The organism is Mesorhizobium sp. M2A.F.Ca.ET.046.03.2.1 (assembly GCF_003952425.1).
Taxonomy (GTDB): Bacteria; Pseudomonadota; Alphaproteobacteria; order Rhizobiales; family Rhizobiaceae; genus Mesorhizobium.
Map to the genome: position 1 here is coordinate 2271665 of NZ_CP034449.1, position 17511 is coordinate 2289175.

Consider the following 17511-nt stretch of genomic DNA (forward strand, 5'->3'; position numbering starts at 1 on the left):
TCCATTCCGTGACGTCGATGCGTTGCCACGGTGCAGAACTCTGCTCCGCTGCGTTTGTGACCTGGGTAACGGCATGGATTCTAGGGTCTGCGCGCTGCTTCGCAGCGCTCCGCCCTAGGATGACGACCTCTGGGGTCACCGCCCTCTGGGACAGCGACCTGTGGCCCTAAGCCGCTTTCTTCGCAAGCCTCGCCTTGATGCTGGCGATGTCGGCGCGGGGCGTCGCGGCGAACAGCGTCTTGGTATAGGCATGCTTGGGGTCGGAGAAGACCTCGTCGCGCGGACCGTATTCGACCGCTTCGCCGAAATACATCACCATCACATCGTCGGCGATGTAGCGCACCACCGAGAGGTCGTGGCTGATGAAGACGTAGGTCAGTTGGAACTCGTCCTGCAGGTCGGCGAGCAGGTTGAGCACCTGCGCCTGCACTGAAAGGTCGAGCGCCGAGACCGGCTCGTCCAGCACCAGGAGGCTCGGGTTCAGCATCAGCGCGCGGGCGATGGCGATGCGCTGGCGCTGGCCGCCCGAGAACATGTGCGGATAGCGGTTGTAGTGCTCGGGTCCGAGGCCGACCTTCTTAAGCATTTTCATCGCCAGGTCGCGCCGTTCCTCGGCCGGCTTGTCAGTGTTGATGAGGAGCGGCTCGCCAAGCACGTCGCCGATCTTCTGGCGCGGGTTGAGCGAGCCGTAAGGGTTCTGGAACACGATCTGCACCTTGCGGCGCATCTCCTTGGTGAGCCCGTCCCTGGCGATGTCGACCTTGTTGCCGTCGATGAACAGCTCGCCTGACGTCGCCGGATCGATGAGCGTGATGATGCGGGCGAGCGTGGACTTGCCGCAACCGCTCTCGCCGACGATCGCCAGCGTCTTGCCCTTCTCGACGCTGAAGGAAACGCCCTTCACCGCATGCACGGTGCGCGCGCCGCGGAACAGGCCGCCGCCGACATGGTAGTCGCGCTTGATGTCCTTGCCCTCGACGACCTTGGTCATGCGCCGGCTCCTGAAGGCGCGGCCTCGAACAGCATGTCCGTGACGGTCGGCAGCCGGTCGCCGACGGCGTTTTCCGGCAGCGCCGAGAGCAGCGCGCGCGTGTAGTTGCTCTTCGGCGATTCAAACAGCGACAGCACGTCGGCCTCTTCCATCTTGCGGCCCTTGTACTGGACGATGACGCGGTCGGCGGTTTCGGCCACCACGCCCATATTGTGAGTAATCATGATCAGGCCCATGCTGTATTTGGCCTGCAGCGAGACCAGCAGATCGAGGATCTGTTTCTGGATGGTGACGTCGAGCGCGGTGGTCGGCTCGTCGGCGATCAGGAGCTTCGGATTGCAGGCGATCGCCATCGCGATCATGACGCGCTGGCACTGGCCGCCCGACATCTGGTGCGGGAAGGAGTTCAGCCGGTCGGCGGGATCCGGGATGCCGACCTGCTTGAAGAGCTCGATGGCGCGTGCCCGGCGCTGGGCCTTGTCCATGCCCATATGGAAGCGCAGCACTTCCTCGATCTGGAAGCCGACGGTGAAGCAGGGATTGAGGCTGGCAACCGGCTCCTGGAAGATCATGGCGACGTCCTTGCCGATGATCTTGCGGCGGTCGGCCGGGCTGATCTTCAACAGGTCGCGGCCGTTGAAATTCATGCGGTCGGCGGTGACGGTCGCCGTCCATGGTAGGAGGCCCATCACGGCCAGCATCGACACCGATTTGCCGGAGCCGGATTCGCCGACGATGGCGAGCACCTCGCGCTCGTCGACATGGAGCGAGACGCCGTCGACGGCGCGGAACGGACCCGACGCGGTCTGGAATTCGACGACGAGGTTCTGGATGTCGAGCAGCGCCATCACGACCTCCTGAGCTTGGGATCAAGCGCATCGCGCAGGCCGTCGCCGATCAGGTTGATGGCAAGCACGGTGATGAGGATGGCGAGGCCGGGGAAGGTGACCACCCACCAGGCGCGCAGGATGAACTCGCGCGCCGAGGCAAGCATGGTGCCCCATTCCGGCGTCGGCGGCTGCGCGCCGAGACCGAGGAAGCCGAGCGCGGCCGCTTCGAGGATGGCGTTGGAGAAGGACAGCGTGCCCTGGACGATCAGCGGCGCCAGGCAGTTGGGCAATATGGTGGCGAGCATCAGCCTGAGATGGCCGGCGCCGGCGACTTTCGCCGCCACGACATATTCTCGGCTCTTCTCAGCCATCACGGCGGCGCGCACCAGGCGGGCGAAATGCGGCTGCAGGACGAGCGCGATCGCCAGCATGGCGTTGAACAGGCCGGGCCCGAGGATCGTCACCAGCACCAGCGCCAGCAGCAGCGACGGGAAGGCCAGGATCAGGTCCATGACGCGCATGATCGCGACGTCGACCCAGCCGCGGAAATAGCCGGCGAGCAGGCCGAGCGTGATGCCGCCAGTGAGCGCCAGCGTGACCACCACCGCGCCGATCAGCAGCGAGAAGCGTGCGCCATAGAGCAGGCGCGAGAGGATGTCGCGGCCGACCGGATCGGTGCCGAGCAGATATTGCGTCGAGCCGCCTGCCTGCCAGGCGGGCGGCCTGAGGAACGCGGTCTTGTCCTGCACGTCGGGCGCATAGGGCGCGAGCAGCGGTGCGAAGAGGGCCGCCAGCACCAAAAGGATGAACACGAACAGGCCGATGACGGCGCCGCGGTTCACCGAGAAATAGTGCCAGAAGGTTTTTAGCCCGGTGAGGCGATCCGGACTTCCGGCGGCCATCGGAGCGATTTCGGTCTGGGTCATTTATGCCGCCCTGATGCGTGGGTTGATGACGGCATAGAGCACATCGACGATGAGGTTCACCGCCATGACGATGAGCGCGATCAAAAGCAGGCCCGACTGCACGACGACATAGTCGCGCTTGAAGATGGAATCGACCATCCATTTGCCGATGCCCGGCCAGGCGAAGATGGTCTCGGTGAGGATGGCGCCGGCCAGCAGCGTGCCGACCTGCAGGCCGATGGTGGTGACGACCGGGATCAGCGCGTTGCGCAGCGCATGCACGCCGATGACGCGCGCCCCCGAAAGGCCTTTGGCGCGGGCGGTGCGGACATAGTCCTCGCCCAGCACCTCGAGCATCGCCGAGCGCGTCTGGCGCGCGATCACCGCCAGCGGAATGGTGCCGAGCACGATCGCCGGCAGGACGAGGTGGCTAAGCGCGGAGCGGAACGCGTCCCACTTGCCGTGGAGCAGGCTGTCGATGGTCATGAAGCCGGTGATCGGCTTGAAGAAAAACTGCAGGCCGATGCGGCCCGAGACCGGCGTCCAGCCGAGATAGCCGGAAAAGAAGATGATGAGCAAAAGGCCCCACCAAAAGATCGGCATCGAATAGCCGACAAGGGCCGTGCCCATCAGCGACTGGTCGAACCATGAGCCGCGCTTGACGGCGGCGAAGATGCCGGCGGGGATGCCGATCACCATGGCGAAGATCATGGCGAAGAAGGAGAGTTCCAGCGTCGCCGGGAAGAGCGTCTTGAACTCCTCGAGCACTGGGCGCTTGGACGAGATGGAAACGCCGAAATCGCCGGTGGCGACCTCACCGACATAGCGCGCATACTGCTCCCAGATCGGCAGATTGTAGCCGAACTGTTGCTTGAGCTCTTCATAGCGGGCGGGGGCGACGCCATGCTCGCCGGCCATGGCCAGGATCGGATCGCCGGGCAGCAGCCGGACAAAGGCGAAGGCACAGATGGTGATACCGACCAAAGTCGGGATCAGGAGGGCGATTTTGTTGAGAAGATATCGGAGCATCGTCAAATGGAGCGGGGCGGCGCTGGAATTAGCGCCGCCCCGTTCGCAATATTATTCGGCCTTGTCAACGCCGTCGAAGCGGTGAATGCCGAGCGGGTCCATCTTAAAGCCGCTGACATTGTTGCGAACGACCGCGTAGACCTGGCTGTGAGCCAGCAGGAAAGCCGGAGCCTGCTTGGCGAAGATCACCTGCGCCTGCTCATAGAGCTTGGTGCGCTCGGCCTGGTCGCTGGTCTTCTTGGCCTTCTGGATCAGGTCCTCGAAGTCCTTGTCGCACCAGCTGGAGTAGTTCGAGACGCCGACGGCGGAGCAGGCGAAGAGAGTGGCGAAGAAGTTGTCCGGATCGCCATTGTCGCCGGTCCAGCCGATCTGGAAGGCGCCCGGACGGTCCTTCTTCTTGCCTTCCTCGCGATACTTCGTCCATTCGTAGTTGACGATGGTCGCCTTGACGCCGACCTTGGCCCAGTCGGCCTGGATCAGCTCGGCGGCGCGTTGGAAGTTCGGGTTATACGGGCGAACGCGGTCGGAAGCCCAGAGCTGGATTTCCTTCAAGCCGGCAGCCTCGAGCACCTTCTTGGCCTCATCCGGATTGTAGGCGTCGGTCTTCACGTCCTTGTCCCACGACCACATGGTCGGCGGGATGAGGTTTTCGGCCGGTGTGGCGCCGGCATCCTGGAACAGCGACTTGATCAGCGCCTCCCGGTCGATCGCCTGGTTGAGCGCGTGGCGCACTTCCGGCTTGTCGAGCGGCGGGATCGTGGTGTTGTAGCTCATATAGCCGATGTTGAGGCCGGCCTGATCCATCAAGGTCACGTCCTTGTTGGCCTTGATGGTGGCGATGTCGGCCGGATTCGGATACGGAGCCACGTCGCACTCGCCGGCCAGCACCTTCTGGATGCGGGCGGTCGCGTCAGGCGTGATGGCGAAGACCAGATCGTCGATCTTTTCCTTGCCCTTGAAATAATCCGGATTGGCCGCATAGCGGATGACGGCGTCGAGCTGGTAGTCGACGAACTGAAACGGACCGGTGCCGATCGGCTTGGTCGAGAAGTCGGCCATCTTGCCGTCCTTCTCGAGCTGATCGGCATATTCCTTCGACACGATCGAGGCGAAGTCCATGCCGAGATTGGCCAGCATCGGCGCGTTCGGCTCGGTCAGCGTCAGCTTGACGGTGAGGTCGTCGACCTTCTCCCACTTGGCGACATATTTCGGCATGTCCATGCCGGTGTAATAGTCCCAGGTGAGGTTCGGCAGATACTTGTCGCCGTTCCACGGGTTCTGCTTGTTGAACTGGCGATCGAAGGAGAAGACGACGTCATCGGCGTTGAGGTCGCGCGTCGGCTTGAAATAATCGGTGGTCTGGAACTTCACACCCGGATGCAGATGGAAAGTGTAGACAAGGCCGTCGTCGGAAATTTCCCATTTGTCGGCAAGACCGGGCTCGATCTCCGTGCCGCCATGCTTGAACTCGACCAGTCGCGAATAGACCGTGCGCGACGAAGCGTCGAAGTCGTTGCCGCCGGTCGTCGTGCCGGGGTCGAAATTGGCCGGCGACGCTTCCGAGCAATAAACGAGCGTCTTGGCACTGGCCATGCCGCTGAGGACGCTTGCAGCCAGCAACGCGGCTGCAAAAGTCATTGTCTTTTTCATTGAGCACTCCCTGATGTTCTCTCAAGCCCCTCTATCAGGCTCGCGAAGGGCGCATATAAGCACCGTTTCTTCGCCTTTGGAACACCTCGTGTGCGTACCCCATGGGAAGCAGGAAAAGAATCTAGATTATGCTCCAATAATAGAAAAAATAAGCATTCTTTTCCGCTCACAACATTATTAACGACGGCATTTTTTTATTGATCGGCTGTCTTGGGGAACGAGCCCGTGAGGCCGCGCCGCCGGACGTCCGCCTGCCCTCCAGGCTGACGCGGGAGGCCATCGAGGAGCGGATTTCGACGGCAAATCTTTCCCCGCCCTGCCGCTGGGGCAAGGCTTGCACGGTCGCAGATAGAGGCAATACATAGATGATGGGCGGGATTTCCCGGAAAATCCGAACCGGCGTGGAGGACGCTTCTTGCGGAAGCGGGCGCCCATATCGAAGGCGACAGGGAGAGACAGGTGGCAAAAGCAGCCAAGACGACAGGGCCGGCGAAAGCAAAAGCCAAGGCCGCTGAAAGCGATGCGCCCAAGGCTGCCAAGGCTGCCGCCGCGCCGAAGGTGAAGACGGCCGCGAAGGCAGCGCCCGCCAAGGCGGCAAGGCCGGCCGCCGCCAAACCCGCAGCGCCAAAGGCCAAGGCGGCAGCCGCGAAATCCACAGAGCCGGCCACCGCCAAATCTGCCTCGAAGGGCTTGCCGAAGGCGATCACCGAACTCACGGTTGGCCTGCCGGAGAAGCCGTGGTTGAAAAGCTATCCGAAGAACATGCCGGCAGAGATCGGCGCCCTGCCCTACAAGTCCATCGGCGAGTTCCTGGTCGGCGCCTGCAAGCAATTCGCCAGGCAGCCGGCCTTCGTGTGCATGGGCAAGTCAATCACTTATGCGGAGCTCGAGCGGCTGTCGGCCGCGTTCGGCGCCTACCTGCAGGCAAGAGGCCTGGAAAAGGGCGCGCGCGTGGCGCTGATGATGCCGAACGTGCTGCAATATCCGGTGGCGATGATGGCGGTGCTCCGCGCCGGCTACACGGTGGTGAATATCAACCCGCTCTACACGCCGCGCGAACTGGAACATCAGTTGAAGGATTCCGGCGCGCAGGCGATCGTCATCCTGGAAAACTTCGCCGGCACGCTGCAGGCGGTCATCGCCAGGACGCCTGTGAAGCATGTCATCGTCGCATCGATGGGCGACATGCTGGGCGGCCTCAAGGGCGCCATCGTCAACCTCGTCGTGCGGCGGGTGAAGAAGATGGTTCCGGCATGGTCGCTGCCCGGCCACGTCAAGTTCAACGCCGTGCTCAAGACCGGCGCGACCATCGCCTTCAAGCCGCCCACGGTCTCCGGCGACGACATCGCCTTCCTGCAATATACGGGCGGCACCACCGGCGTCTCGAAGGGCGCCGTGCTGCTGCATCGCAACGTGCTTTCGAACGTCGCGCAGAACTCGCTATGGGTGGAGGACGCCTATACGGTGAAGCCCAAGCCGGCGCATCAAAACTTCATCTGCGCGCTGCCGCTTTATCATATCTTCGCGCTGACGGTGAATGCACTGATGGGCATGCAGCAGGGCGCGCAGAACGTGCTGATCCCCAACCCGCGCGACATTCCGGGCTTCGTCAAGGAACTGGCGAAATACCCGATGCACATCTTCCCGGGCCTCAACACCCTGTTCAACGCGCTGCTCAACAATGAGGAGTTCCGCAAGCTGGACTTCAAGCCGCTGATCCTGACGCTGGGCGGCGGCATGGCGGTGCAGAAGGGCGTCGCCGAACGCTGGAAGGCGCTGACCGGCTGCCCGGTGAGCGAAGGCTACGGACTGTCCGAAACATCGCCGGTGGCCACCGCCAACAAATTCAGCTCCAGCGACTTCACCGGCACGATCGGCCTGCCGCTGCCTTCGACCGAGATCGCCATCCGCGATGACGACGGCAACAATGTGCCGCTTGGCGAGGTGGGCGAGATATGCATCCGCGGCCCGCAGGTGATGGCCGGCTACTGGAACCGGCCCGACGAGACCGCCAAGGTGATGACCAAGGACGGCTTCTTCAAATCCGGCGACATGGGCTTCATGGACGAGCGCGGCTACACCAAGGTCGTCGACCGCAAGAAGGACATGATCCTGGTCTCCGGCTTCAACGTCTATCCGAACGAACTGGAAGAGGTGGTGGCGCATCACCCTGGCGTGCTGGAAGCGGCCGCGATCGGCGTGCCGGACGAGCATTCCGGCGAAGTGCCTAAATTGTTCGTGGTCAAGAAGGATCCGGCGCTGACCGTCGAGGCGCTGATGGCTTATTGCCGCGAGAACCTGACCGGCTACAAGCGGCCGAGATACATCGAATTCCGCACCGAACTGCCGAAGACGCCGGTCGGCAAGATCCTGCGTCGCGCGCTGCGGGACCAGGCTTGAGCGATAGTGCGGCCAGCCTGAGGCGAGAGCCGGCGAAAGCGCTCGATCGGGCGGAGTTCATCAAGGCGAACATGCGGCTGGCGCCGGTGCCGTCAGTGCCGGAGGTCCGGCTTTATCAGGCGCATCCGGGCAGCGGCCTGCGGCGGCTGCTCGAACCGGAGGACGGTGACGAAGGCGAGGCAGAGCCACAGCCGCCCTACTGGGCCTACGCCTGGGCCGGCGGCGCGGTTCTGGCCCGCTATGTGCTGGACCGCCCGTCGATCGTGGCCGGCAAACGCGTGCTCGATCTCGGCGCCGGCTCGGGGCTGGTCGGCATCGCGGCGGCAAAAGCCGGGACGCGCGCGGTGATCGCAGCGGAGATCGACCGCAACGGGATCGTGGCGCTGAGCCTCAACGCGGAAGCCAATGGCGTCGCCATCCAGATATGCGAGGGGGATGTCACCGACGGTCCGCCGCCGGCGGTCGACTTGGTGCTCGCGGGCGATGTCTTTTACGCGCAGGATGTGGGGCAGCGGATGATGCCGTTCCTCGAACGCTGCCTGGCCGCCGGCATCGACGTGCTGGTCGGTGACCCCGGCCGTGCCTGGCTGCCGAGGTCGCGGCTCTGCCTGCTCGGCGAATACCATGTGCCGGATGTCGGCGGAAACGGCGGCGGCGAGCCGAAGCCAAGCGCGGTGTTCGCGCTTGTGGCCGAACCCGGTTAGCCCGCAGGCACGCTCATCCGCGCGGCAAGGAAATCCGGCAGGTCGGCGACCGAGTCCAGGATGACATCCGCCATCGGCGCCAACGAGTCGCGCGTGCCGGTGCCGGAAAGCACGCCCACCGCCAGGCCGCAGCCGCCGGCGCGCGCCATCTCCAGGTCATGGCGATTGTCGCCGACCATGGCGATCTCGCCCGGCTTCAGCCCGGTCAGATCGCAAAAGGCAATGACGGTGTCCGGCGCCGGCTTCGGGTTGGCCACGGCATCATAGCCGAAGGCGGCGTCGAAAAGCTGCGCGACACCGAGCGTGGCGAGTGTCTTCTCGGCGCCGCTGGTGGAATCATTGGTGGCGACGCCCATGCGGTAGGATCGCGTGTGCAGCGCCCGCAGCGAATCGAGAACGCCGGGAAGCGCCACCGCCATCGAGGAGCCCTGCACGGAGGTGATCTCGTTGAAGCGCGAAACGGCATGCATCTGGTCTTCGTCGGACAGGCGCGGAAACCACAGTTCGACGACGTCCATGTTCGAACCCGAGGCAAAGATCGAATCGGGCTTGAAGCGTTTCGTGACGAAGTCGAAGCCGGCGGCGGCGAGCAGGCGATCGGCCTTCCAGCGATCGCCTTCGGCGGCATCCATCGCCATGAAGTCCGCGACACCGAGCCAGGTTGCATTGAAGTCGACAAGCGTGCCGTCCTTGTCGAAGAGAATTCCCTTGATGTCTGCCAATCCTTTTACTCCGAACCGCGCAAGTGGTGGATGTGTCCCACCAGACCGGCAGTCGAGGCGTCGCGGTTTGCGGCAGTCTCCTTGCCCTCAACGACAGGCAGCAGGCCTGTCGCCAGTTCCTTGCCGAGCTCGACGCCCCATTGATCGAAGGAATTGATGTTGAAAAGCGTGCCCTCGGCGAAGACGCGATGCTCGTAGAGCGCGATTATACGGCCCAACGTGCGCGGATCGAGCTTGCGGTAGAGGATGGTGAGCGAGGGGCGGTTGCCTGAGAAGACGCGGTGCGGCGCGATGCGGTCGACATCGGCCGGTTTCATGCCCTTGGCCAGCATCTGCGCGCGCGCTTCTTCCAGCGTGCGGCCCTTCATGAAGGCCTCCGATTGCGCCAGGCAGTTGGCGAGCAGGAGGTCGTGCTGGTGCTTCAGTTCGGGCTCGTGGCCGACGGCAGCGGCAAGGAATTCGACCGGGATGAAGTCGGTGCCCTGGTGCAGAAGCTGGAAGAAGGCGTGCTGGCCGTTGGTGCCGGGTTCGCCCCAGACCAGCGGGCCGGTCGGCGTGGCGACCGCGGTGCCGTCCAGCGTGACGCTCTTGCCGTTCGATTCCATGTCGAGCTGCTGCAGATAAGCCGGCAATCGCGACAGGCGCTGGTCGTAAGGGATGACGGCGCGGGCCGGATATTTGCAGACGACCCGGTGCCACCAGCCGATCAGCCCCAGCAGCACCGGCAGGTTCTTCTGCACGGGTGCTGAGCGGAAATGCTCGTCCATCTCATGCGCGCCGTCGAGGAAGGCGCGGAAGTTGCGCGGACCGACGGAAATCATCACCGGCAGGCCGATGGCGCTCCAGACCGAGTAGCGGCCGCCGACCCAGTCCCAGAAGCCGAAGACGCGGTCCTGCTCTATGCCGAACTTCGCCACCAGGTCGAGCGCGGTCGACACGGCGGCGAAATTCTTGCCAACCGCCTCCTTGCCAAGCGCCTTCTGCACCCAGTCGCGCGCCGTCTCAGCATTCGTCATCGTCTCGACCGTGGTGAAGGTCTTGGAGGCGACGATGAACAAAGTCGTCTCGGCGGACAGGCCCTTCAGCGTGTCGTGGATATGGGCGCCGTCGACATTGGAGACGTAATGCGCACGCGGTCCGTCATGGTAGGGCGCCAGCGCCAGCGTCACCATCGCCGGGCCGAGGTCCGAGCCGCCGATGCCGATGTTGACGATGTCGGTGATCTTCTTGCCGGTGGCGCCCGCAGCCTTGCCGGAGCGGATGGCGTCGGCGAAAGCGCCCATGGCATCGAGCACGGCAATCACATCAGCCTTGGTATCCTGCCCATCGACGATCACGCTCTTGCCGGTCAGGTTGCGCAGCGCGGTGTGCAGAACGGCGCGGTTCTCGGTGATGTTGATCTTCTTGCCTTCGAACATGGCCGCGCGGCGTCCCGCGAGGTCGGCGGCGCCGGCGAGCTTCTCCAGCATCGTCATGGTGTTTGCGTCGACCGCGCATTTCGACCAGTCGAGGAGAAGGTCGCCGTCGGTGGCGGAGAACGTCTCGAAACGTTTGGGATCGGCAGCGAAGGCCTCGCGCATCGTGCCCTTGGCCGCCGCGCGCTGATCACGCAGCTCGGCAAGTTGCTTGTCGAAAGATGACTGATCCACTGGCGGGCTCCTGGCGGGTTTTTAGATTTATCTTAACAGGCCGGATGTTTCCGGCGCGTGTCGTCGCGTCATTTTCGCATCATTCTATTGAGCCGATTTCCATTTCATTCAAGCGCGGCATTGCCGCAGTGCATCACGCTTTTATGATGCACTGCGGCATTGTTTTACCGATCGCTAAATGAACCGCTAACGCGGGCCGATAGATCACTGGCATAAATCCCAGCGATCAGAAAAATTGATTGGCGCAACCCCTTATGCCACCCATACACTCCACTGGTCCAGCCAAGTGAAAACAGCTGGCCATCCGAGGATGATTTCCCATGCCACAGCGCAATGACACGGCCATATGGTCCGGCCTGTTCCGGATTTCGGCTGAATCCGGCCAAACCCTCCAGGCACAGATCCGCCAGGCGATCGTCGCGGCGATTCTCGACCGACAGATCGCCGCTTCGATGCCGCTGCCGTCTTGCCGGATTCTGGCGGAAAAACTCGGGGTTGCCCGTGGCACGGTGGTGCTCGCCTTCCAGCAGCTGGTCGACCAGGGCTTCCTGGTGGCGCGCGAGCGGCGCGGCCATTTCGTCAACCCTGACGTGCTGGCTACCCCGGCCAAGCCGCATCAGAAGGCGCCCGACCAGCAGAACGAGATCGACTGGAAGGCGCGCCGGCAGATCGCCGCAAGCGATATGCCGCCGCCGGCCAAGCACGACAACTGGATCAAGTCCTCCTATCCATTCGTCTACGGCCAGTTCGACCCGGCGCTGTTCCCGACCGCCGAATGGCGCGAGTGCAACCGCATGGCGCTGGCCGTGCTCGAGATCCGCAATTGGGCGTCCGACATGGTGGATCGCGACGATCCGCTGCTGATCGAGCAGATCCAGGCCAGGCTGCTGCCGCGCCGCGGCATCTTTGCCAATCCGGACGAGATCATCGTGACGCTGGGCGCGCAGAACGCGCTCTATATGCTGGCCTCGCTCTTGATGACCAAGGGTTCGAAGGTGGCGATGGAGGATCCAGGCTATCCCGACGCCCGCTCGATCTTCCGGCTGGCCGGTGCCGATATCCAGCCGGTTCCGGTCGACCAGTCGGGCATCGTGACCTCGTCGATCCCCAGCGATTCCGGCTTCGTCTTCGTCACGCCGAGCCATCACTGCCCGACCATGGTGCCGCTGTCGGCGGAACGCCGGCAGGATCTTCTGGCGCGCGCCAACCGCAACAACCAGATCATCATCGAGGACGGCTATGACAGCCAGCTGCTCGACGAGGCGCCGCAGCAGGCGCTGAAGAGCCTCGACCGCTCGGGCCGCGTCATCTATGTCGGCTCGATGTCGAAGACGCTGGCTCCGGGCCTCAGGCTTGGCTACATCGTGGCCTCGGCCGGGCTGATCGCCGAGCTTCGCGCGCTGCGCCGCTTCATGCTCAGGCACCCGCCGGCGAACAACCAGCGCGCTGTCGCGCTGTTCCTGTCGCTCGGCCATCACGAGGCGCTGGTGCGCAGGCTCTCCGCCGCCTTCGACGAGCGGCGCAAGCGGCTGGTCCATGCGATTTCCGCTTTCCTGCCAGAATGGCGCTCGACCGACTCGGCGGGCGGCACATCGCTCTGGCTGGAAGGGCCGCGCGGCACCGATTCGCGCGGCCTGGCCGAAGCCGCCGCTTCGCGCAGCGTCATCATCGAGCCCGGCGACCGGTTCTTCGACCGCAGCGAAAAGCCCTCGCGTTTCATGCGCTTGGGCATCTCCTCGATCTCGCTGCAGCATATCGAGCCCGGCATCCGCGAACTCGCCACCGCTGCCGGGCGCAGGCCCGCGGCGGCCTGATCCCCACGGACTTTCCAAAAAAGAGCCGGCAGCCGCCGGCTCTTTTTGCTTGGGCGCACGCTAGCCGCTTTATCACTCTGGCATATTCGACGGGATTGCTTGGCTCATAGGCTGTACCAATGCCGGCGGCATAGTCGGGGACATAAGGGGACGAGGCAGGCCGATGGTGGACCAACCGCCGCGGACCGCGTCGCAAATAAAGACAAAAGGTGGAGTGCTTCCATGTCAGTGGCTCTCGAGAAGCAGGAAGCGTCGTCGGACCAGCGTTCGCGGCGTTCCGGCGGGCGCGAAGCGCGCCGCGCGATGCGGGCGGCGCCCTTGGCCGACGACATCCGCCCGGTGCGGCCGGGGCTTGAAGGCGGCAGCTACGGGCCGTTGAGCCGGAACGACCAGGAACGCATCCACGAAGCGGTGCTGACGCTGCTGGAGACGGTCGGCTTCGCCAATGCCATCCCGTCCTGCATCGAAGCGCTGACCCGGGTCGGCGGCATTTATGGCGACGACGGCCGCATCCGGCTGCCGCGCGCGCTGGTGCTGGACAAGATCAAAAGGGCGGCGCGCAACTTCATCCTCTACGGCCAGGATCCCAAGCACGACATGCTGATCCAGGGCAAACGCGTGCATTTCGGCACGGCGGGCGCGGCGGTGCATTTGGTCGATGTCGAGAAGCGCGAATATCGCGAATCGCTGCTGCAGGACCTCTATGACGCCGCCCGTCTCGTCGAGGGGCTGGACAACATCCATTTCTTCCAGCGCACCATGGTGCCGCGCGATATTCCCGACCCGCTCGATATGGATTTCAACACGCTCTATGCCTGCGTGATGGGGACATCGAAGCATGTCGGCACCTCGTTCACCGTGCGCGAGAACGTCAAGCCGGCGCTGGAGATGCTCTATACGATCGCCGGCGGCGAAGAAAATTTCCGGGCGCGACCTTTCGTGTCGAACTCGAACTGCTTCGTCGTGCCGCCGATGAAGTTCGCCGAGGACGCCTGCGGCGTGCTCGAGGCCTGCGTCGAGGGCGGTATTCCGATCCTTCTTCTTTCGGCCGGTCAGGCCGGCGCCACAGCACCCGCCGCGATTGCCGGCGCCGTGGTCCAGGCAGTGGCGGAAGTGCTGATGGGCCTGGTCTATGTCAACGCAATCAAGCCTGGGCATCCGGCGATTTTCGGCACATGGCCGTTCGTCTCCGACCTCAGGACAGGCGCCATGTCCGGCGGCTCGGCCGAGCAGGCGGTGCTGACCGCGGCCTGCGCGCAGATGGCGCAATATTACGACCTGCCCGGCGGCTCGGCCGCCGGCATGTCGGACTCCAAGCTGCCCGACATACAGGCCGGTTACGAGAAGGGCATCACCAATGTGATGGCGGGGCTGTCCGGCCTCAACCTGGTCTATGAGTCGGCCGGCATGCATGCCTCACTGCTCGGCTTCTGCCTCGAAAGCCTGATCATCGACAACGACATGCTGGGACATTGCCTGCGCTGCGTGCGCGGCATCGAGGTGACCGACGATGCGCTGTCGATCGACACCATCGCCGAGGTCTGCCTCAAAGGCCCCGGGCACTATCTCGGCAACGATCAGACATTGAAGCTGATGCAGACCGAGTATTTCTATCCCGCCGTCGGCGACCGTTTCTCGCCCAAGGAATGGAACGAAAAGGGCCGGCCCGACATCCTGTCGCGGGCGATCGCGGAGAAGAAGCGCGTGCTTGCGGAGCGTTTCCCGCGCCATGTCTCGCGCCTGCTCGACGACAAATTGCGCGCCCGCTTCGGCGAGATGATCAAGCTGCCGCGCAGCGGCATGGGCGGCTAGGACACGTTGATATTTAGGTGAGGCCGGCCTGACCGGAATCTCAACGCGTCCTACCCAAATCACTCCGCGCTGAGTCCATAGCGCTCAACCACTTCTGGATTGATCAGCTTGGCGTGCAGCGTCATCAGCACGATCTGAGCGTCGAAACTGTCGCCGGCCTCCAGCGCCGCCTCGATGCGGCGCTCGACCGCCAAGGTCGGCTCCCGGCCGTTGGCCTGCTCGAACACGTCCGGCCCGGCGACGCAATAGCCGCAAAGCTGCGCCACCGAGCTATACGCGTCGGCCGGCGGCTCGTCCGGCCAGCGGTCGTTCATCAGATTGACGATGGTGAGTTTCACGCCTTCGGGAACCAGGGCCGGATGCAGGTCGGCCTTGCGCAACGCCTCATCCAGCTGCCGCAGGTCGCCCGAGCGGCCGAACATGCCGAGGAAGCCCAGGGAAGAACGCCGTCTTGCCACGATAATCTCCCCCCTTCGCGGCCTGCCGAGATCAACCTTATCTGTGCGCTGGGCGTGGCCGAAACAAGGGCACGAAAAAGGACGACTCGCCGGAGGCGAGCCGTCCTCATGATTTAGTCGACAATCAGTGATTGTCGCGCGGCACGCCGCTGGTGTGGGCGACGTCCTGGTACTTTACCGCCGGCTTGAGCACCATGCCGGCCGAGAACTGGTCGACCATGCCGCGCTGGATCTCCTGCCAGGGCGTCTGGTGCTTGGGATAGTGATAGCCGCCATTGGCCTGCAGCGCGGCGCGCCGCTTGGCGATCTCCTCGTCGCTGACGAGAATGTTGGCCGTGCCCTTCTTCAGGTCGATGCGGACGCGGTCGCCGGTCTTGAGCAGGGCGAGGCCGCCGCCGATCGCGGCTTCCGGTGAGGCGTTGAGGATCGACGGCGAACCGGACGTGCCGGACTGGCGGCCGTCACCGATACAGGCCAGTGAATGGATGCCCTTCTTGATCAGGTAGGCTGGCGGCTGCATGTTGACCACCTCGGCGCCGCCCGGATAGCCGACCGGACCGGCGCCGCGCATGAACAGGATCGTGTGCTCGTCGATGCCCTGCGCCGGATCGTCGATGCGGGCGTGGTAGTCCTCCGGCCCGTCGAAGACCATGGCGTTGCCCTCGAAAGCCTCCGGATCGTTGGGATTGGAGAGATAACGCTCACGGAACTCGGGCGAGATGCCGCTCGTCTTCATGATGGCGGAATCGAACAGATTGCCCTTGAGATTGATGAAGCCGGCATTGGCCTTGAGCGGCTGGTCGGCGCTGCGGATGACCTCGTGGTTCTCGTTGACGGCATCCCGGCAATTGTCGCCCATCGACTTGCCGTTGGCGGTGATCGCATCGGGATGCGGCAGGAGCCCCGCCTTCATCAATTCGGCGACGACCGCCGGCACGCCGCCGGCATGGTGATAGTCTTCGCCAAGATATTCGCCGGTCGGCTGCAGGTTGACGAGGAGCGGCACGTTGAGGCCGATCTTCTGCCAGTCGTCATTGTCGAGCGGCACGCCGAGATGGCGGGCGATCGCGTTGAGGTGGATCGGCGCATTGGTGGAGCCGCCGATGGCCGAGTTGACGACAATGGCGTTTTCGAAGGCCTGGCGCGTCATGATGTCGGAGGGCTTCAGGTCCTCATGCACCATGTCGACGATGCGCTTGCCGGTCTCGTAGGCGATCTGGCCGCGCTCGCGATAGGGCGCCGGAATGGCGGCCGAACCGGGGAGCTGCATGCCGAGCGCCTCGGCCAGCGAGTTCATGGTGGTGGCGGTGCCCATGGTGTTGCAATAGCCGGTCGACGGCGCCGAGGAGGCGACGATGTCCATGAACTCGTCATAGTTGATCTCGCCGGCAGACAGGCGCTGGCGTGACTCCCAGACGATGGTGCCGGAGCCGGTGCGCTTGCCCTTGTGCCAGCCATTGAGCATCGGACCGACCGACAGCGCTATCGCCGGAATGTTGACGGTGGCCGCCGCCATCAGCAACGCCGGCGTGGTCTTGTCGCAGCCGATGGTGAGCACGACGCCGTCGAGGGGATAGCCGTAAAGAACCTCGACGAGGCTGAGATAGGCAAGGTTGCGGTCGAGCGCGGCGGTCGGGCGCTTGCCGGTCTCCTGGATCGGATGGCACGGGAACTCGAAGGGGATGCCGCCCATCGAGACGATGCCTTCACGCACGCGCTTGGCAAGCTCGAGGTGGTGGCGGTTGCAGGGCGAAAGATCAGAACCGGTCTGCGCGATGCCGATCAGCGGCTTGCCCGACATCAGCTCGGCGCGGGTCAGGCCATAGTTCAGATAACGCTCGAGATAGAGCGCCGTCATGCCTGGATTGTCGGGGTTGTCGAACCACTCCTGCGAGCGAAATTTCTTCTTCCTGGTGGGGGCGCCTGCCATGGTGGTCTCCGTATTTGTATGACAAATCGATAGGACAACGCGCGAGCGCAAGCAAGAGGTAGACGCAGCCGGGACCCGGACTTTGGTGCGATAGACTTGTTACGGGCCGCGCGCTACGACCAATCGATAACAGCAATCCGGGAGGGGTTTGATGGCTTTGGTGATCGAAGGCGAGGAGCGGATCGCCGCACCCGTCAAAAAAGTGTGGGAAGCCCTCAACGACCCGGAGATCCTGAAAGAAGCCATTCCGGGCTGCCAGAGCCTCGAGAAGAATTCGGACACCGAGATGGCGGCGACCGTGGTGCTGAAGATCGGGCCGATCAAGGCGACCTTCAACGGCGAAGTGACGCTGAAGAACCTCAAGCCACCGCATTCCTACACCATCCAGGGCGAAGGCAAGGGCGGCATTGCCGGTTTCGCCAAGGGCGGCGCCGACGTGACGCTGACCGAGGACGGGCCGGATGCGACGGTGCTCAAATACGCCGCCAAGGCCGAGGTCGGCGGCAAGATCGCGCAGCTCGGCAGCCGGCTGATCCAGTCGACATCGAAGAAGCTCGCGGGGCAGTTCTTCTCGACGTTTGGCGAGAAGGTCGGCGCCTGACCCCTGCCCTGGAGGG

The 17511-nt window shown here is 64.0% G+C and carries 15 protein-coding genes; 6 read left to right on the forward strand and 9 right to left on the reverse strand.

Features of this window, described 5'->3' with window-relative positions:
* Positions 1-166: 166 nt before the first annotated feature.
* From EJ072_RS10790 to EJ072_RS10810, 5 genes are read right to left on the reverse strand one after another with little or no spacing between them, the layout of a single operon-like run.
* Positions 167-991 carry a dipeptide ABC transporter ATP-binding protein gene (locus EJ072_RS10790; protein ID WP_126079682.1) on the reverse strand — a complete coding sequence of 275 codons (825 nt, stop codon included), beginning with the start codon at positions 989-991 and terminating at the stop codon, positions 167-169.
* On the reverse strand, positions 988-1839 hold the full coding sequence (locus tag EJ072_RS10795) for an ABC transporter ATP-binding protein (RefSeq protein WP_126079683.1): 852 nt from the start codon (positions 1837-1839) through the stop codon (positions 988-990). The genes EJ072_RS10790 and EJ072_RS10795 overlap by 4 nt, the downstream gene beginning before the upstream one ends.
* Entirely contained in the window at positions 1839-2747 is a 909-nt protein-coding gene (locus EJ072_RS10800; protein WP_126079684.1) for an ABC transporter permease subunit, read from the reverse strand. Before EJ072_RS10800 ends, EJ072_RS10795 begins: the two co-directional genes overlap by 1 nt.
* Positions 2748-3755, reverse strand: a complete 1008-nt coding sequence (locus tag EJ072_RS10805) for an ABC transporter permease subunit (RefSeq protein ID WP_126079685.1) — start codon at positions 3753-3755, stop codon at positions 2748-2750.
* A gap of 51 nt (positions 3756-3806) precedes the next feature.
* On the reverse strand, positions 3807-5405 hold the full coding sequence (locus EJ072_RS10810) for an ABC transporter substrate-binding protein (protein WP_126079686.1): 1599 nt from the start codon (positions 5403-5405) through the stop codon (positions 3807-3809).
* 459 nt (positions 5406-5864) lie between these two features.
* Here EJ072_RS10810 and EJ072_RS10815 point away from each other — a divergent pair, with 459 nt between their 5' ends.
* Together EJ072_RS10815 and EJ072_RS10820 are read left to right on the forward strand one after the other, a co-directional pair.
* On the forward strand, positions 5865-7805 hold the full coding sequence (locus EJ072_RS10815; protein ID WP_126079687.1) for a long-chain fatty acid--CoA ligase: 1941 nt from the start codon (positions 5865-5867) through the stop codon (positions 7803-7805).
* 71 nt (positions 7806-7876) lie between these two features.
* Positions 7877-8509, forward strand: coding sequence for a 50S ribosomal protein L11 methyltransferase (locus EJ072_RS10820; RefSeq protein WP_126083590.1), 633 nt, complete (start codon positions 7877-7879; stop codon positions 8507-8509).
* Here EJ072_RS10820 and EJ072_RS10825 read toward each other — a convergent pair.
* Together EJ072_RS10825 and pgi are read right to left on the reverse strand one after the other, a co-directional pair.
* Positions 8506-9231 (reverse strand): HAD family hydrolase, encoded by a 726-nt coding sequence (locus EJ072_RS10825; protein WP_126079688.1) that lies wholly within the window; start codon positions 9229-9231, stop codon positions 8506-8508. The genes EJ072_RS10820 and EJ072_RS10825 overlap by 4 nt on opposite strands.
* A 5-nt stretch (positions 9232-9236) precedes the next feature.
* Positions 9237-10880: a glucose-6-phosphate isomerase gene (pgi, locus tag EJ072_RS10830; protein WP_126079689.1), complete on the reverse strand. Its 1644-nt coding sequence runs from the start codon at positions 10878-10880 to the stop codon at positions 9237-9239.
* Between pgi and EJ072_RS10835 the strand changes: the two genes are divergently transcribed.
* From EJ072_RS10835 to EJ072_RS10845, 3 genes are all read left to right on the forward strand, one after another.
* A complete protein-coding gene (locus EJ072_RS10835; RefSeq protein WP_126079690.1) occupies positions 10868-11062 on the forward strand; it encodes a hypothetical protein in 195 nt (64 codons plus the stop codon). The genes pgi and EJ072_RS10835 overlap by 13 nt on opposite strands.
* A gap of 138 nt (positions 11063-11200) precedes the next feature.
* Positions 11201-12694, forward strand: a complete 1494-nt coding sequence (locus EJ072_RS10840; protein WP_040986066.1) for a PLP-dependent aminotransferase family protein — start codon at positions 11201-11203, stop codon at positions 12692-12694.
* A 222-nt stretch (positions 12695-12916) separates the two neighbouring features.
* Complete coding sequence (locus EJ072_RS10845; protein WP_126079691.1) at positions 12917-14506, forward strand: trimethylamine methyltransferase family protein; 1590 nt, start codon at positions 12917-12919, stop codon at positions 14504-14506.
* A gap of 59 nt (positions 14507-14565) precedes the next feature.
* Here EJ072_RS10845 and EJ072_RS10850 read toward each other — a convergent pair whose 3' ends face one another.
* Positions 14566-14964 (reverse strand): hypothetical protein, encoded by a 399-nt coding sequence (locus EJ072_RS10850; protein WP_126079692.1) that lies wholly within the window; start codon positions 14962-14964, stop codon positions 14566-14568.
* Positions 14965-15088: 124 nt separating this feature from the next.
* On the reverse strand, positions 15089-16894 hold the full coding sequence (locus tag EJ072_RS10855) for an IlvD/Edd family dehydratase (protein ID WP_126079693.1): 1806 nt from the start codon (positions 16892-16894) through the stop codon (positions 15089-15091).
* A gap of 151 nt (positions 16895-17045) precedes the next feature.
* On the opposite strand from EJ072_RS10855, the gene EJ072_RS10860 reads away from it, so the two are divergent.
* Complete coding sequence (locus EJ072_RS10860; RefSeq protein ID WP_042647051.1) at positions 17046-17495, forward strand: carbon monoxide dehydrogenase subunit G; 450 nt, start codon at positions 17046-17048, stop codon at positions 17493-17495.
* Positions 17496-17511 lie beyond the last annotated feature (16 nt).

Excerpts from the sequence above, each read along its gene's own strand:
- EJ072_RS10840 (WP_040986066.1), top strand. The coding sequence starts at position 11,201 with ATGCCACAGCGCAATGACACGGCCATATGGTCCGGCCTGTTCCGGATT.
- EJ072_RS10810 (WP_126079686.1), bottom strand. The coding sequence starts at position 5,405 with ATGAAAAAGACAATGACTTTTGCAGCCGCGTTGCTGGCTGCAAGCGTC.
- EJ072_RS10800 (WP_126079684.1), bottom strand. The coding sequence starts at position 2,747 with ATGACCCAGACCGAAATCGCTCCGATGGCCGCCGGAAGTCCGGATCGC.
- EJ072_RS10790 (WP_126079682.1), bottom strand. The coding sequence starts at position 991 with ATGACCAAGGTCGTCGAGGGCAAGGACATCAAGCGCGACTACCATGTC.
- EJ072_RS10820 (WP_126083590.1), top strand. The coding sequence starts at position 7,877 with ATGCGGCTGGCGCCGGTGCCGTCAGTGCCGGAGGTCCGGCTTTATCAG.
- EJ072_RS10855 (WP_126079693.1), bottom strand. The coding sequence starts at position 16,894 with ATGGCAGGCGCCCCCACCAGGAAGAAGAAATTTCGCTCGCAGGAGTGG.
- EJ072_RS10795 (WP_126079683.1), bottom strand. The coding sequence starts at position 1,839 with ATGGCGCTGCTCGACATCCAGAACCTCGTCGTCGAATTCCAGACCGCG.
- EJ072_RS10835 (WP_126079690.1), top strand. The coding sequence starts at position 10,868 with ATGACTGATCCACTGGCGGGCTCCTGGCGGGTTTTTAGATTTATCTTA.
- EJ072_RS10860 (WP_042647051.1), top strand. The coding sequence starts at position 17,046 with ATGGCTTTGGTGATCGAAGGCGAGGAGCGGATCGCCGCACCCGTCAAA.
- EJ072_RS10845 (WP_126079691.1), top strand. The coding sequence starts at position 12,917 with ATGTCAGTGGCTCTCGAGAAGCAGGAAGCGTCGTCGGACCAGCGTTCG.
- EJ072_RS10805 (WP_126079685.1), bottom strand. The coding sequence starts at position 3,755 with ATGCTCCGATATCTTCTCAACAAAATCGCCCTCCTGATCCCGACTTTG.